Origin of the sequence: Arthrobacter wenxiniae, from assembly GCF_013376105.1 — a bacterium.
GTDB classification, from domain to species: Bacteria; Actinomycetota; Actinomycetes; order Actinomycetales; family Micrococcaceae; genus Specibacter; species Specibacter wenxiniae.
Window position 1 is genome coordinate 25406 of the sequence record NZ_JAAMFM010000021.1, and the last position, 14803, is coordinate 40208.

Consider the following 14803-nt stretch of genomic DNA (forward strand, 5'->3'; position numbering starts at 1 on the left):
TCCAGGTTCCGCGGCGCCGTCCAAGAATCCTCTAAGAATGAACGCATAGCGTCGGGGGCAGGAGGCGCCGTGCTTGCGGCCCGGCGCCCGACATCATCCACAGCGCAAGGAGCCCATCGAATGCCCCACTCGTCAAGCCCGGCCAACGACCAGGCCACGGCCCGTCCAACGCCCGTCCAGCGCGCGGGCGGCCGCTTCGGCCTCGAACGCCCCCGGCGAGGACGCCAGCCCGGCCCGGGCAGGTTCCTCGTGGCCGCAGTCGTCGCCATTCTCGGCTCGCTGGCCGCCTGCGCGGCGATCGTGGCGGCCGGCACCGCCATCTTCCCGGCAACGGCCGGCTACGAGCATTTCCGGTTCCTGGACTACGCGAAGTTGACGGTACCGGGGGTGGCCCTGGCCTCCCTGGCCTGGCTGGCCGTCACCCTGTACACGCCGCGGGCACGGCTGCTCTTTGGCTGGCTCACCGTCGTCGTCACGGTGGGCGGCCTGGCCCCTGACCTCTGGATCCTGTACCGCGGGGCCCCGCCCGCCGCCGTGCTGATCCTGGTCGTCATGCACCTGGCCTTGGCTGCGGTCACCTACCCGGCCCTGGTGCTCATTGCGCCGCAAAGGCTGGAGCCGCGCGCACCGCGCAGTTGAGTGGTGGCCGGGACTTCCACCACCGGTCACCTTGGCGCCGGCGCCAGCCAGCGCCGAAGTTCTCCGGCATCGGTGACGGTGCCATCCGCCAACTGGGCAAGGACACTGCAGTCGTAGCGTTCAGCAGCCCAGCGCGGGCCGTCGGGGCCCATCGCGAACACCGTCGTCGCGAGCACGTCCGCGACGGTCAAGTCGGCGGCGACCACGGAAACGCTTGCGAACGCGCGGGCGGGGCGGCCCGTGCGGCCGTCGACGATGTGCAGTCCCCGCTCGTACGTGGCGGATGTGGCAACGGCCATGTCGCGGAGCGCGAGCACCGCCATCATCCGTTGCGGAGACTCCGGGGAGCGGATGCCAACATTCCAGGCCGTGCCGGGCCCGCTGCCTCCGGCGGCCACGACGTCTCCGCCGGCGTTGAGAACGAAATTCGCCACCCCCAGCACCCTGAGCCGCTGGGCCGCCCGTTGGGTGGCCCAGCCCTTCACGATGCCGTTCAGGTCCCAACGGCCGGGTGCGGCCTGCAAGGAAAAGACGCCGCCGGAGACCGCGGCGAACCGTGCCGCCAGTTCGTGCACCTCCAGGAACGCCGGCCCGGTCGTCTCCAGGGTCAGCTCGCCGCGGTTGAGCCGGCTGAGCTGGCTGCCGGGAAGGTACGGACTGAAAATCGCATCCGCCTCATGCAACAGTGCGAAGGCTTCCTTGGCCGCGGCGTGATGGTCCCCCGCGTCGCGGATGTCCAGGGACATGGGGATGCCCATGACGGTGTCCAGAAACCGCATCAGGGCAGCTTGTCGATCGCCGACTGGACCGACTGCAAGTAGCCGGTGGAGGTGTACGTGCCGCCGCTGACGGTGTCGACCTTGGCCGACTGCGAGGTGAGGACCTCCTGCAGGAGGGTGGGGGGCACCACCTGCGCGACCTGCTGGTCGTAGTTTCCGGCGTCGGGAACCTGGAGTACGTTCACGCCGGTGATCTTCCTGCCGGCGAAGGAGACCGCCACCTGCACGTTGCCGTACGGCGTACTCTCGGGATCGCCCGTGATGGTCCTGACCGACGGGCCCGTGCCGGAGCCGGCCGCCCGGGGACCACTGGGCGCCGCGGACTGTGTGGAGGTTCCGGGAGCGGCGCCCCCAGCGGTCGTCGGCTTGGCTGTCGCCGTCGGGAGCGAGCTGGCGAGGGCCGAGTGCTCCTGCGCCGAATACAACCGCAGGCCGAATGTCGCCCCCAAGACGATGAAAATCGCCAGGAAAAGGGCCGTGCCCTTCCACTTCCGTCCGTTCATAATCAATGTCCCATGCTCAGTATTTCGCGGTGGATCATGCGTTTGGAGACGCCAAGCCGTGACAGTGATTCATCCACGGTGTGCGCCATCCCCAGCGGGCCGCAGACGTAGACCTCCCGCTCCGAAATGTCCCTGACCAGGCGTCCGAGCGGTCGCGCCGCCAGTGGATCGTGGCCCAGCTCCGCACGGCTTCCCACCACGGTGTGCAAGACCAGGGGGCGAAGCGCGCGCAGTTCCCGTTCCAGCGCAGGGCGCTCCCTGCTGCTGCGGTAAACCATCACCACGTTCCGTCCTTCAGCGACCAGGCTCTCGGCCAGGACGCGCATGGGGCCGATGCCGGCGCCGCCGGCGATCAGCAGGACCTTCCGGCGCCGGCTTGCGTCGGGCGTGAAATGGCCGAAGGGGCCTTCGGCCAGGACCGCCGTGCCGGGCTTCAAGTGGCGCATGCGGCTGCTGTGGTCGCCCAGCGCCCCGACAGTGATTCTCATCAGGCCGTCGGCGGGCAGCCGGGACAGGGAGAACGGATGCGCCGTCAGCATGTGGCCCACGCTCATGAAACGGAACATCATGAACTGGCCGGCCCGCACGCCCAGCTCATCCAGATGCGGTCCCGCCAGCCAGATGCTGCTGAGTCCATTGCCTTCATCCACAACGTGGGAGACCACCATGCGGTGCTTCCACGCGGCGGCGGCCGGCAGAATGAACCGCCAGGTGAGCACTGCGGAGGCCGTGGCGAGGTAGAGCACTATCCACGCCGCGCGGTTGAGGGGGTTGTTGACGAAATGGACCCCCGCGCTCAGTTCGTGAAAAAACGTCAGGAAGATCGCCACATAGGCAGTGACATGCAGCCAGTACCAGGTCTCATAGGAAATCTTTCCTCGCGGGATGCGGGCGCTGCTGATCCCAAGGACGAGAAACAGCAGCGTGCCGATCAGGGCGGTGAGCATGTCGGGGTAGGAGGTCAGGACGGCAGCCGTCGCTCCCCACGGCGTGCCGGACGTCAGCAGCTGGACACCGAGGACCATGAGCAGGACGTGGCTGAGGATCAGGAAAAGGACGGTGCTGCCGAGCGTCCGGTGCCAGCTGACCAAACGATCCATGCCGACGGCGCGCTCGAACCAGGGAACACGGGCGATCAGCAGCACCTGGGCGCAGACAAGAAAGGCGCCTGCCATTCCACTGAGTTCGCCCAGGGAAGTTGCTGTGGACGCCGGAGTGAAGGTCAGCGACGACGGGGTGGCGAACCACCACGCGGCCAGGACGCCGATGATGCCGGCAACGAGCAGGGCGCGCAGCAGCAGCCGCCCGGACCGGGCGAAGGCGCGTTGTCGCCGCACGGGGGCGGGAGCGGTCATGGATGCCATGCCTGCAACGCTACCCACCCGATCTTAGAGCTTTCTTAGGCGGCGTCCCCCTCACCGAAGCACCCGCGCCTTGGCGGATCCATCCCACCCACTACCGTGAGGGCGTGGTGCAAGCACATGTGAGAGAGAAGCGGAGACCGTCCGCGCCGACCTGAACATCTCCCCCGACGGATTCGCCACCACGACCGGTCAAACCCCCGGGCATCCATTCGGACGCGACTGGGGCCAGCTGGTCGGCGTCCACATGTCAACGCGGCCTTTCCGCGAGCGGGTGCTTCATGATGACAGTGGCGGCGGGACCACGTGTGTGGACGGCCGTTAAGCGCAGGCCTACTTCGCCGACGTCGGCGCCGGGATCATGGGCGCCGGGATGTTCGGATCGGCGGCGGCTCAACGGTGGTTTGCGACTTCGTCAAGGCGGACCTCATGGACCAACTCCACGTTGCCATCACGCCCATCCTGCTTGGCCCGGGCATCCGTCTCTGGGACGTCCTCGAGGCCATGCCCAAACGGCACCCTCCACGAAAAAAGCTCCCTAAGCTGCTTGACGAAAGGCATAGGGACACCAGCCACAATGTGGTGACTCAGGACCCTGGCCCGCGCCGCATGACGGCGCGGATGAGACGCTCGAAGTCGGCGACATGCCGGGCGGTCAGCCGCGCCGCCGAGTCGGGGTCTCAAACCGCGATGCACTTGAGCAATTCAATGGGCTGGGCGATATGCTCGGAAGCCGACCGGAGCTTCGGCAGCACCACGCTCCAAATACGCGTGGCCAGGTTGTCGCACCGGATCAGGAAGTCATCCAGGTGCCGGCTTCCGGTGGCCTCGTAGTTCATGCGGTGAACCCGCATGTCCAGGTGCACAAGATTGCGCTGCGACGGCAAGCGCGGCAGGAGCTGGGCCACTTTCGCGCCAAAAACCGCAGTTCCCGCCGAAGCGTCGGTGCGGCCGTGCGCGCGCACGTCCAGGTACGTCGCATCCAGGAACAGGTACGGGAACCAGGTGTGATCCAGGCGCCGGCCCAGGAACTCATGCACGGCCTCGTCAAGCTCAGAGCAGATCCGCGAGACCGTGGACCGGGAGATGCCGGTGTCGTTGCCCAGTGCACGCACCAGCTGGTCGACCTTGCGGGTGGCGAGCCGCTTGGCCCGCGTGCCGTTGCGCCGGGTGGCCCGCTCCGGGGTGCGCTCGTAACGTCCGGCACCGATCTTCGCGGCCACCTCCGCATTGACCAGGTCCTGCATGCCCGCCTGCAGCATCCGCCGGAACACGTCCTCATGGGCGAGGTCCGGCTCCGCGAGCAGATCCGAGATCAGGGAAGTCAAGGCAGAATGATTATGGCTCATCGTGGGATCGCTTCCTAGGCTTCTTGGCGGAAACAAAATCGGCACCCACAGTGGCCCTCTCACGACCGAGACCCCCAGGAATTGACACCACACGAAGGAACGCAGCCCCGGGGTCCTGCCGACCTACAGGCGCCTGGAAATCGCTTCGTCGTTGAGGGGCTCGCCGGGCTTGAAATCCAGAACGATCCATTCGTCGCGCAAAACCCTGTACGCCTAGTCCGCCAAGGATTCATCGTCATGCCGCACGGGCGGGAAGGAGCCTTGCGGATCCGTGGGTAATCCGTCTTCGTTTGCCAGGTCCAAGGGCCTTCCGGATCCTCCGTGGAGCCTTGACGAGAAGGCTGTCTGTACATAATGTTGCCGGAATTGACTCTCCAATAGTTCAATATGGGAATTGAAGCCGCTGACACCACGAAAACCTGGGGTTTTCGGCCGGCAGCGAAGATTCGCGCGGCAACCCCGCAACAAATGTGGGTGGTTGGCAAGGGGCCATTGCGGACTCGACGGCATGATGCCAATGCCGGCCAGTATCATTCCTGACAGGGGAAGTTCGTCCGTGGGGTGCGAGCAACTTTTGGCATCGGGGGTGGTGCTTGATGCGCCCACGTGAAATGTTCCTGCACCCGGGATGAACCATGGCGCCCGCTACGTCGTGTGATGGGCATGGGGCCACCCAGGTTCCAGTAAGTTGAACGGAGAACCGGCCATGAAACTTCACGCCAGAGTTGGGCTTGCCCTCAGTGCGGTGGCCCTGGCTGCCTTGACAGCATGCGGCAGTACCACCGCACCAGGAGGCAGTGCCACAAGTGCCCCCGCGAGTTCCTCCAGCTCCACCCCGTCCACCTCCGCCAGCGGGGCGCTGCACACGGCCAGCACGGCCCTGGGCACCATTCTGGTCAACGGTGCGGGAATGACCGTTTACTTCTACGATCACGACAAGGCCGGGGAAACCGCCAGCGCCTGCACCGGACCCTGTGCCAGCCTGTGGCCTGCCGTCAGCACAACCTCCGCTACTCCCACCATCATGGGGGTCACCGGAAAGGTGGCCACCATTACCGGGGTGGATGGGGCCAAGCAGGTCACCTTGAACGGGCTGCCGCTGTACACCTTCACGGCCGATAAAAAGGCCGGGGACACCACCGGTCAGGGCTATGGCGGTATCTGGTGGGTGATCGGCACCAACGGGGCCAAGATCACGGCCGCATCCTCGAGTGCGCCGGCACAGGGCGGCAACGGCTACTAAGCCGGCCACGTAATTGCGAAGGGGCCGCGCTGGGCAGCGTGGCCCCTGTGCTGTCCCGGATTTCCAGCCGCGCGATGGCCTGTGCCGGGGCGCTGGTGGTCGAGGCCGGCGTCACCACACTGCTCGGTCCAGCCGTCCAACTGGCGATCCTGGTGTTTGCACCGGAGGTGGAGGGCATGACCAGCTCATATTTTTGGCTGGCTGGCCCGAATGCAGGGAGGCTGGGGCGGGGCATAGGTGCAATGCCAGCTGATCTGGGTCCCCCCAGGGGAAGCTGGCCGGCGTTCCGGTGGCCACCAAGCCAGCCGGGGCCGTACCGGCAAAGGTCAAAGGAACACACGCAGGGGCGCTGCTGACAGCGGAGGGACGCGGAGCGGATCCGGTGTCGCGCCCGGCGGTGATGGCCGCCGTCGTACCGGCCAAAACGATCGCGGCAGCGGCGGCTGCGAACACCGGCCGCCGCCGGCGCCGGGCCGCCAGGGCGGCCAACCCGGCATGGAGCCGTGCAGGCGCGACCGCCGGCACCGGGCTCGCCTTCGTGGGGATTGGTGTGTCGTCCTCACGGGCCCGGGCAAGAAGCCCAGGCAGCCCGGACTGTACCGCCACCTGCAGTCGACGGGCGGAGCATGTAGGGAGGTGGTGCTCGTGCTCCCGGCGCTCCGCCGCGGACAGGGAGACGAGCACATGGGCCGCAGGCCATAATGCAGTCGGGACTTCACCTTCCCGGCCGGGATATCCAGGGCCGCCGCGATCAAGGCCCTATCTTGCCCGCCGAAGGACGCCAACCGGGCCACCTCACGATGTTCCGGGCTCCGGGTTTCCAACGCATCCCCCACCAGCCGGGCATCCAATACCGGTCAGTCCCGTCGTCGCTGGCGGCTTCCGGCACCTGGTCCACGCCGAACGCATGCCGGTGCCCGGCACTGCGCCAATCATCAATGGCCAAATTCCGTGCCACCGTGAACAACCGCGCCCAGTCCTCAATGCGGAAATCATCCACGTGTTGCCGGGGCACTTCGGGGGTGGGGTTTGCGGACGCGGCGGCGTGGCCACACGAAGCCAATCAACGCCAGGATCGCTCCTGCCGCCTCCGCGACCGCACTGAGCGACTTTTGAAAATACCAGACGGGCTCATACATGGCAGGGAAGGGACCAAACGCCGGGACGTTCACGTACCGATACAGCAGGACCACCAACACACCACCCCCGGCGGCGAGCACGGCGGCCGCATACGCTGGCCGGCTGCCACGGAGCAGAAGGTACAAGCCAACAAGAATGGCAACCGTGGCCTCAATCCGAAACAAGTTGCCTTGCCCAATGCCTGCCGGGACAGCCGTTTGGTAGTACGAGGCAAGCTGCAGGTGCACCACCGCATCGATGGCCAACGCTCCGGCCACCAGTAGCCGCAGCACGATGTCCATCACGCCGCTGGAAGATTTCATCTCTGCCCTTCCCCGCATCACCGTAGTACTGACGTTTCCAGAACCCCATCAAAGCGAGTCGGCTCCATACCCTTGCCGGCGCCCAAGCCACAAGGAACCTGTCACTGCCTAGTACGAGTCAGGACCACCCCTGGTTCAATGCTTGGGCGCGAGGAACGTCAAAAGTGTTGACGGTTAGCAGGGCGGGTCCACGGCGGCCCTCTCACGTCCGAGAGCCCCGCAGGAATTGACACCACACTAAGGGACGCAGCCAGCTGGCCGAAGTGCCAGTTCCCACGATTGACGACGACGAGCTACTTGTGCGCGCGGACGCAGTGGGCGGTGGGATCCATGATTCCTATTTCCTGCCCGCTGACGCGAAATACCCCTCTCCAATCGGAATCGAAGCTGCCCGGGTGATCGAACGGACCGGCAGCCATGTCTCCGCTCATCATTCCGATTCCCGACGGCGTGGACTTCCTCGGGGCCGCGGCGGCACCCGTCGCTGGAAACACGATTCTTAGGACTCTTCACGCACTTCCGGCGATGCCGGCAGGCGGAACGCTGTTCATCGCCGGCGGTTCGGGGCCATTGGCACACTCGCCATCCAGATTGCTCGCCGGCGAGGTTGGCGGGTCGGCGCCTCGGCGTCCGAATCCAATCACGCCTGCCTGCTTTCGCTCGGCTCAGAAGAAGCCGCCGACCACCACAACCCGAAGTGGAGCGAACAGGTTCTTCAATGGATGCCAGGCGGAGTCGATGCCGTAATCGCGGTGCAGCCCGGGACGTCAAGCGACAGTCTGCCCGTGGTGAAGGACTCGGGATCATTGATCACCATCTCAGGGGATGCCGTGGCCTCCGAGCGGGGTGTGCATGTGGGCGCAATCCACTACCAGGCGGAAATCCGGAATGAGCTGGTGCACCTCATGACCGACATCGCCGCGGGAGAACTGCGCGTGGGGCTCGAGCGGGCGTATCCGTTTGAGCAGGCTTTAGCCGCTCCGGCGAAGGTGCAGACCCGTCGCGCTCGCGGCAAGCCCGTCCTGCGCCTGGATTGATACGGTTCTTGCCACGGTTTCAGCCGGGTGGTTGGCCTGGCGGGCTTATCGCTGTCCTTGCGCCGCTGCGGCAGGACTGGTGGGGGTTTGGTTTTCACGGGTGATGGCGACGGTTCCTCCTTGCGGCCACGAGCCCGTGGCGAGCCCTGCCGACGTGGGCGACTTCAGGAAGTCGGGGGGCGACCACGGCGGAGAATCCCAATAGCTCGGTGGTCAGGCTTGGGAGCGGAGCTCCCTCAGCCATCGCGTCGCCGTCGGCGACGGGTTCCTCGTCGTCCATGACGAGGGGGGAATCTGTCGCAGCCTTCACGAAGTTCTTCCGCGATCCTGAGCTGAAGGCGTTCATCGGCTCGGCCTGCGCCGATTTCAATGTGGACCCGGGATCACCGCCACAGGTCGCTCGACTCACCGACAAATTCCGCGCCGGCGGGGCTTGGGCATGTGGGGCCCTCTGCTGCTCCGCGGACCCCCGCCTAGAACTCGGCCGTGCCGCGGAGCCGGCGGGGTCGGCCGTCCGGGTCCACCACGAAGCGGCTCAGCGGGTCGGCCCAAAGGCGCTGCAGGGGCGGCACCGGTTCGGGGATGTGGTGCCGAACCTGGCCGACGGGCCGGGGCGGGCGGGCGCCCGTTTCGTGCCACCGGTCGAGGGCGCCGGCGGTGGACTTCCAGAGTTGGAGTCCCGAGGCCGGGTCCTGCAGCCGTGGATCGTCCTGCTCCAAGCCCAGGTGTTCTGCCCAGAGTTCGCACCGCAGTGCGTGCGCCAGGGAAGGGGACGCGTCGTGACTGGTATCGACCACGGCGCAGGTGAGCTCGCTGTCCGTGGTCCAGGATCGACGGTTGAAATTGTCTGAGCCGCAGGTGAACCAGGCGTCGTCGATGATGCAGATCTTGGCATGGACGTAGATCGGGGTTCCGGAACTGTTCTCCAGGTCGAAGATGCCCACCCTGTCCGGCGCAACCTCACGGAGCATCTTCATGGCGCGGAGTTGCCCCAGCCGCATGGGTGGCCCTTTGAGAGCGCCGTCAGAGTCGGGTGTGCGGGGCACCACGGCGATGACGTTCAACTCGGGGTTTTGCTCCAGGGCCGCGGCGATTCCTGCCGCGACGTCCGTTGCCCAGAGGTACTGGTCCTCGATGTAAATCAGCGATCGGGCGCGGGCGAACGCTTTCGTGTAGGCGCGCGCGATGCTGCGCTCCCCCTCCGGGGCGAACGGGAAAGGGGGCCGCTTGACCCCGTAGGTGCGCAGCAGCTGCACGGCGTGCGGGCCCGCCGGTGGTGGCGGCGGGACCACCTCGGGCAGCGGCTTGGGGTGCCGCGGCATCCGGGCGAGGCGTTGGAGCAGCATCCGATAGGGCGTGCGCCGGTCGAGGGGATGCGGATCGTTCCATCGTTCGGCGAACACTGCCAGGACATCCGCCACCACGGGGCCGTGCAGCTCGAGTGTCGCATCGTGCCACGGGGGCCGCGTTCCGTAGCAGGACTCCATGCTTACCGCTTGTGGGTCTCCCGAGTGCCCCGCATCGTCCCGACGGCTGTGCGAAAGATCAATCCCGCCAACAAACGCCACGTCCCTCGAGGGGTCGTCGCGGTGACGGATGACGACCAGCTTTTGATGATGGGAACCGAACAGGCGGACCCGCTGATCAAGCAGAACTTCGCCGCCGGCGTCGTTGATCTGACGGCTCAGCAGCTCGTTGGCCCGGCCGCTTATGGGGGCCGAAACGCGCTCCCCGTGCGATCTCCAGACAAGGCCGCGCACTTCCACGCCCGCGCGCGCCAAGCCAGCGAGCAGGTCCCCGATCGACGGCCCGTCCGGCAGCAGCCGCTCGTTGGCGTCGCCGCGCCAATCAGTGAACCACACGCGGTCACCCGCCCGCAGGACTGTCAGCTCCTCGTGCAGCCGTGCGAAGTACCGCGCCCCATGAATCAGCGGGCGCACCAGGTTGCCCTCCGACCACGAAGGCGATCCGGCACCGCCGGCATGCACCTCCGTGGCCAGGTTTCCCCGCTCCTCGCGGCTCAGGAACCACGAACCGGCGTCGCTTCCCACGCGGCATTCCTTCCGTCCCATGGCCAAGCGGCCAATTCCTGCTCCCCAAAATAGCCTATGGCGGCGTGTCCTCCTACCACCCACCGTCCCTGACGAGTCCGGCCCCGGCGGGCGGGCCCTCTCGAGGCGGCTGGGCAGCTCCGCGATCTGGCCCACACCATGCTGCCGCTCCTGTGTTTTTGCAGCACATGGTCCAACGAGCGTTTTCCGACGTGCCGATTCCATCCGGCCTCGATGCCAACGTTGTGTGGGACAGTGGAGGCATGGTCCCGACTTCGCATCAACGCGAGCAACACGCTCCCGAAAAGCGGAACGACAATTCCGTGCGCGAACCTCCGGCACGGGCGCTGCTGGCGTCGGTCGTGCGCCTCTCCCACGTGATCCACGGTGTCCGCACGCGGGTGGCGGGAGCCAGCGGCTTCACCCCCACAATCGTCGCCTATCCGGGCTACGGCAGCACCACCTGGGTGCGTGTGCTCGCCCGGGTGGTGCTCACCAGCAAGCCCGCCGCCGCCAGTGGGACGGTCCGCGGATGGCATGCCTTCACCAGCGTGCCCGTCCCCCGCAGCGAGGTCGCGGTGGAAATCGGCGGCGTCATCCACCCGGTCCGAGCAGACGACGGTGGACTTGTGGACGAGGTCCTGCAAATCTCCCTCGCACCGGGCTGGCACCCCGTCGTCCTGCGCAGCCCGGAGACGGCCCCCGCCGAGGCCCAGGTCCTGGTCGTGGCGCCGGACGCCACGTTCGGCATCGTAAGCGACATCGACGACACCGTCATGGTGACGGCGCTGCCCAGGCCCCTGCTGGCCTTTTGGAACACCTTGGTCGTCAGCGAGCGGGCACGTACGCCCACCCCCGGCATGGCGGTGCTGCTGGACCGGATCGTGGCCAGGCACCCCGAGACACCCGTCCTCTATCTGTCCACCGGGCCGTGGAATGTTGCGCCGGCCCTCGCTCGATTCCTGGCACGGAACCTATATCCGAAGGGCGTCCTGCTGCTCACCGACTGGGGACCGACACTGCAGCGCTGGTTCCGCAGCGGACGGGAGCACAAGCAAAACAATCTTGAACGTCTCGCCCGGGAATTCCCCGGCGTCCGGTGGCTGCTCCTGGGCGACGACGGCCAGCACGACCCTGAAATCTATGCCGATTTCGCCCGCGCGCACGCCGGACAGACCGCCGCAATAGCCATCCGCCAGCTCTCCGCCGGCGAGGCCCTGCTGGCCGGCGGACGCGCCCACGAGGACGCCACCGAACACGGCTCGGTGCCCTGGGTGACCGCGCCGGACGGGGCCGGAATGGCTGCACAGCTGGGCAGCTACGGCTTACTTTAATCCCGGTGCAGCCAAACTTGTCGCAGCCATGCCAACGTGCGCCCGCGGCGGTACCACGGCCCCGGATGCTACCCGCCAGCTGGACGGCATGGGGGCCTTTTGCTCCGTTTATGGCTCCCTGCCGAACACCGACGCCACCCGGCGCAACTCCGACCTCAGAGTCGCAAGGACCAGCGCTTAGTCGCCAGCCAGAATCGCCAATGTCTCGATCTTCTTGCCATCCACCCGCCCCCCTGGCCCGAGGTCACGGCGTAAAACGCTCCTCACGGACGATAACCCGCACTGACCTGCGGAAGCCCCGCCCACCTACGATGCAGCCGAGGTCACCAGAAGGTTTTTGACGGCTTCAGCGCCCTTGTCCGAGGCGAATTCCGCGCTGAGCCCGACGACGCTGACGCCGTCCTCCAGATAAGTCTGCGCCGTGGCGACCCTCATTCCACCTGTTGCCACGAACTTTACGTCAGGGAACGGGCCTTTCATGGCCTTGACCCATTCCGTGCCGAGCAATGAGGCGGGAAATGCCTTGACCCAGGTTAATCCCAGCCCCTTGGCTCGCAGTATGTCGCCGGCCGTGGACACCCCGGGCAGGTGCGGCAGTCCCCGGCGGATGCTTTCGCGGACTACTCTCTCGTCAAGGCCCGGGGAGACTGTAAACGATGCCTCTGCCGCGGCGGCGGCGTCGAGCTGCTCGATTGAGGTCACGGTTCCGGCTCCGACGGCGGCTCCGCGGTCCGAGGCGGCTCTGGCGACGGCGGCGAGGGTGGGGACGGCTGCGGGCGTCTCGATGGTGACTTCGACGTGCCGGACTCCCGCATCCCAGGCCCGGGTGGCGGCTTGGACGGCGTCGCTGGGGCTGAGGCCGCGGAGGACGGCGATGGAATTCCATGCAGGCGGTACTCCTTTGCCATGTTCTTGCTGCAGGCAGGGGTGGACGTCGACGTCATCACACTCTGGCTCGGGGACGCCGACATCCGATCAACCGACACCTACATTCATGCCGACCTCAGCATCAAAGAGCGAGCCCTCGCGCTGACCACCCCGGCCTCCATCAAGCCCGGACGCTACACGCCACCCGACACTCTCCTGGCATTCCTCGAAAGCCTGTAACCATGCCGGGCACGTATTTGGTCGCGGTCCCACGAAGCCCGCCCCGACAAGGGGCGCACAGCCCCGTGGCGGCACACCACGGCATGGTTCCCCGCTCGGCATAGGTCAAGCTATCCCGACGTCGAGATAGCTTGGCAAGGCACACCTGCTTTACAGCGAAGACCTCGAAGCACTCAGGCTGCTCAGCAACGAAATCTTCATGGCCGAACACGGACGCCGGGGCGTCACCGGACGAACCTGGCACCCCGAAACTCAAGGAATGACAGAGCGATGCCACCAAACCCTGACCTGGTTCCTCGACGCCCATGCCCTAAAGGGCCTTGTACAAGTCGCCAATCTCCTGGTCCGCTTCAGGGAGCACTACAACCACCGGCGGCGAGTTAATGGCGAAGCAGCAGCTGTCCCAGGAAGTCCAGCCGGCCCAGCCCGGCAAGCTCCGGGACCAACCAGAGGACGTGGTAAGGATCAATCGGACCAACCCGCAGATCCGCCACCGCGGCCTGATCTTCAGGGTGCCCATCCACACGGTGGGAGGGCACCAGCTGGTCACCACCGCAACGGCATTCACGATGTTCAGCACCCTCGACGGGGAAGAAGGCCTCTACTTCCCGCTGCCGGTGCGCGTTGCCTCCAGCAAGCGGTTGATGCCGCTGTGGCAGGTCCACAGGGCCAGCGTTCGCGAACCGAGACCGGCGTGGATGCTGAAGCGATGATCTTCATGGGCCAATGGTTGACATTCCTGACAGCTATGTTCCATGTCCGAGTTGCCGCCCGCCCCGAAAAGACGGGTGCCGCTGCCGTACGGTACAAAGTACGACGGCGGTACCCGCCTTGACCTCTTGGCCCAGCTTCCGCTGGGGTCGGCCTCAGCTGTTGCCCGCTGCCCGGTAGAAGTACATTTCCCTGCGGCCTTTGGGTGCGTCCCACCCCTGTGCGAACATCCAGGACCCCTGGTATTTGAGCAGTCCGCCCCATGCCAACGATCCGCCAACGTTAATGGCCTTTTGGGTAAATGGTGCAGCAGTGTCATACAGGGCCTGGGCGGCAGCGAAATTGTTGTCGGCATCGCGGTAGAGGAAGTCCAGAACCAGTGAGCCGTCGTCACCGATGATGGCGCAGGAAACTTCATGAAGGGTTCCGCCCAAGGACTCGATATCCAGATATTCCTGTGGCTGAAAGTTCCAGCGGACCATGTCAGTGGACCGGCCCACGTGGGTGACGCCCCCGCAGCCTTCCGAAAGGTACATGAGGTACTCGCCGTCGATCGTGACGGCTTCGCCGCGGGCGTTGCGAGGTATGACGGCCCCCTTGGCCCAGTATTGGGAGATTTCGTGCGGCACGGCCAGTCCGCACTTTTCCCAGTGGACCAGGTCATCGGAGACCGCGACGTTGATGTCGCAGCCAACAGCGCCGAGCGGATGCACCTCGCCGCCTTCCCCGTTGGCCTTGGCTGCTTGGTCAATGGTCCAGATGCCGTTGTAGAACATGTAGTAGCGGCCGTCGGCGGCGTAGACCTTGGGGTCCTCACAGCCCAGTATTTCGTTGTCCAGGGTTGGGTAGATCGCCGGGTTGGATCGACTGTCCCGCCAACCTGTTTGGGGATCGTGGACGGCGACACCAATCCTGCTGGACACCGATTCCTTGCGCGGCGAGGCGCGGTAGAACAGGTACAGCTTCCCCCCGCGCTCCATGAGGGAGGGGTTGAAGATGGAATCGGATGTCCAGCCTATTCCTGTGGGATCCGCCCAGTCCGTTGTCTGGGTGAAGGTAAGCGGGCCGTCCTTGCTGAACGGACCCACCGCCCAGGCGGGCCGTTGCGGGTACGTGGATGAAAACTGGTCGGTGGAGATGGTGTCCGTCAGCGGGTTGCTGAATGTCAGGGCCTCCCGGTAGCTGTCGCGGAGGGCCTCCGTGGTGATCTTTTGCAAGGTTCTCTCTTTCGGGAAAGGATGCCGTGC

Annotated in this window: 14 protein-coding genes and 1 pseudogene; 7 read left to right on the forward strand and 8 right to left on the reverse strand. The window is 66.2% G+C overall.

What is annotated here, in order from left to right; all coding sequences use genetic code 11:
* The first annotated feature begins 120 nt into the window (after positions 1–120).
* On the forward strand, positions 121–639 hold the full coding sequence (locus tag G6034_RS13345) for a DUF6069 family protein (protein WP_176635604.1): 519 nt from the start codon (positions 121–123) through the stop codon (positions 637–639).
* Positions 640–665: 26 nt separating this feature from the next.
* On the opposite strand, the gene G6034_RS13350 is transcribed toward G6034_RS13345, so the two are convergent.
* From G6034_RS13350 to G6034_RS13360, 3 genes are read right to left on the reverse strand one after another with little or no spacing between them, the layout of a single operon-like run.
* On the reverse strand, positions 666–1418 hold the full coding sequence (locus G6034_RS13350) for an FAD:protein FMN transferase (RefSeq protein WP_218063910.1): 753 nt from the start codon (positions 1416–1418) through the stop codon (positions 666–668).
* Positions 1418–1921: an FMN-binding protein gene (locus G6034_RS13355; protein WP_176635605.1), complete on the reverse strand. Its 504-nt coding sequence runs from the start codon at positions 1919–1921 to the stop codon at positions 1418–1420. The genes G6034_RS13350 and G6034_RS13355 overlap by 1 nt, the downstream gene beginning before the upstream one ends.
* Positions 1922–1923: 2 nt before the next feature.
* On the reverse strand, positions 1924–3285 hold the full coding sequence (locus tag G6034_RS13360) for a ferredoxin reductase family protein (RefSeq protein WP_176635606.1): 1362 nt from the start codon (positions 3283–3285) through the stop codon (positions 1924–1926).
* 396 nt (positions 3286–3681) lie between these two features.
* Between G6034_RS13360 and G6034_RS20495 the strand changes: the two genes are divergently transcribed.
* Entirely contained in the window at positions 3682–4116 is a 435-nt protein-coding gene (locus G6034_RS20495) for a hypothetical protein (RefSeq protein ID WP_425485528.1), read from the forward strand.
* An 80-nt stretch (positions 4117–4196) separates the two neighbouring features.
* Here G6034_RS20495 and G6034_RS20175 read toward each other — a convergent pair.
* Positions 4197–4631 (reverse strand): annotated as a pseudogene (locus G6034_RS20175) (transposase); the annotation flags it as partial.
* 706 nt (positions 4632–5337) lie between these two features.
* On the opposite strand from G6034_RS20175, the gene G6034_RS20180 reads away from it, so the two are divergent.
* Positions 5338–5874, forward strand: a complete 537-nt coding sequence (locus G6034_RS20180; RefSeq protein WP_176635607.1) for a COG4315 family predicted lipoprotein — start codon at positions 5338–5340, stop codon at positions 5872–5874.
* A gap of 992 nt (positions 5875–6866) precedes the next feature.
* Here the strand turns inward: G6034_RS20180 and G6034_RS13380 are convergent.
* The gene (locus G6034_RS13380; protein ID WP_246295875.1) at positions 6867–7295 is read right to left on the reverse strand and encodes a hypothetical protein; all 429 of its coding nucleotides are present in this window, start codon (positions 7293–7295) and stop codon (positions 6867–6869) included.
* 671 nt (positions 7296–7966) lie between these two features.
* Here G6034_RS13380 and G6034_RS19540 point away from each other — a divergent pair.
* On the forward strand, positions 7967–8353 hold the full coding sequence (locus G6034_RS19540; RefSeq protein WP_218063915.1) for a zinc-binding dehydrogenase: 387 nt from the start codon (positions 7967–7969) through the stop codon (positions 8351–8353).
* 473 nt (positions 8354–8826) lie between these two features.
* On the opposite strand, the gene G6034_RS13390 is transcribed toward G6034_RS19540, so the two are convergent.
* The gene (locus G6034_RS13390) at positions 8827–10404 is read right to left on the reverse strand and encodes a phospholipase D family protein (RefSeq protein WP_343038053.1); all 1578 of its coding nucleotides are present in this window, start codon (positions 10402–10404) and stop codon (positions 8827–8829) included.
* A 323-nt stretch (positions 10405–10727) separates the two neighbouring features.
* Between G6034_RS13390 and G6034_RS13395 the strand changes: the two genes are divergently transcribed.
* Positions 10728–11738 (forward strand): App1 family protein phosphatidate phosphatase, encoded by a 1011-nt coding sequence (locus tag G6034_RS13395; RefSeq protein ID WP_343038054.1) that lies wholly within the window; start codon positions 10728–10730, stop codon positions 11736–11738.
* 306 nt (positions 11739–12044) lie between these two features.
* Here G6034_RS13395 and G6034_RS13400 read toward each other — a convergent pair whose 3' ends face one another.
* Positions 12045–12659: a bifunctional 4-hydroxy-2-oxoglutarate aldolase/2-dehydro-3-deoxy-phosphogluconate aldolase gene (locus G6034_RS13400; protein WP_176635642.1), complete on the reverse strand. Its 615-nt coding sequence runs from the start codon at positions 12657–12659 to the stop codon at positions 12045–12047.
* Here G6034_RS13400 and G6034_RS13405 point away from each other — a divergent pair.
* The gene (locus tag G6034_RS13405) at positions 12645–12845 is read left to right on the forward strand and encodes a site-specific integrase (RefSeq protein ID WP_176635611.1); all 201 of its coding nucleotides are present in this window, start codon (positions 12645–12647) and stop codon (positions 12843–12845) included. The two genes, G6034_RS13400 and G6034_RS13405, sit on opposite strands and share 15 nt — an antisense overlap.
* A gap of 383 nt (positions 12846–13228) precedes the next feature.
* Entirely contained in the window at positions 13229–13558 is a 330-nt protein-coding gene (locus G6034_RS13410; protein ID WP_176635612.1) for a hypothetical protein, read from the forward strand.
* 153 nt (positions 13559–13711) lie between these two features.
* Here G6034_RS13410 and G6034_RS13415 read toward each other — a convergent pair whose 3' ends face one another.
* A complete protein-coding gene (locus G6034_RS13415; RefSeq protein WP_176635613.1) occupies positions 13712–14773 on the reverse strand; it encodes a glycoside hydrolase family 130 protein in 1062 nt (353 codons plus the stop codon).
* Between the last annotated feature and the right edge of the window lie 30 nt (positions 14774–14803).

What these genes read in the sequence shown, in the direction of transcription:
- G6034_RS20180 (WP_176635607.1), top strand. Translation starts at nt 5,338, where the DNA reads ATGAAACTTCACGCCAGAGTTGGGCTTGCCCTCAGTGCGGTGGCCCTG.
- G6034_RS13380 (WP_246295875.1), bottom strand. Translation starts at nt 7,295, where the DNA reads ATGGACATCGTGCTGCGGCTACTGGTGGCCGGAGCGTTGGCCATCGAT.
- G6034_RS13410 (WP_176635612.1), top strand. Translation starts at nt 13,229, where the DNA reads ATGGCGAAGCAGCAGCTGTCCCAGGAAGTCCAGCCGGCCCAGCCCGGC.
- G6034_RS13350 (WP_218063910.1), bottom strand. Translation starts at nt 1,418, where the DNA reads ATGCGGTTTCTGGACACCGTCATGGGCATCCCCATGTCCCTGGACATC.
- G6034_RS13345 (WP_176635604.1), top strand. Translation starts at nt 121, where the DNA reads ATGCCCCACTCGTCAAGCCCGGCCAACGACCAGGCCACGGCCCGTCCA.
- G6034_RS13405 (WP_176635611.1), top strand. Translation starts at nt 12,645, where the DNA reads ATGTTCTTGCTGCAGGCAGGGGTGGACGTCGACGTCATCACACTCTGG.
- G6034_RS13360 (WP_176635606.1), bottom strand. Translation starts at nt 3,285, where the DNA reads ATGGCATCCATGACCGCTCCCGCCCCCGTGCGGCGACAACGCGCCTTC.
- G6034_RS13355 (WP_176635605.1), bottom strand. Translation starts at nt 1,921, where the DNA reads ATGAACGGACGGAAGTGGAAGGGCACGGCCCTTTTCCTGGCGATTTTC.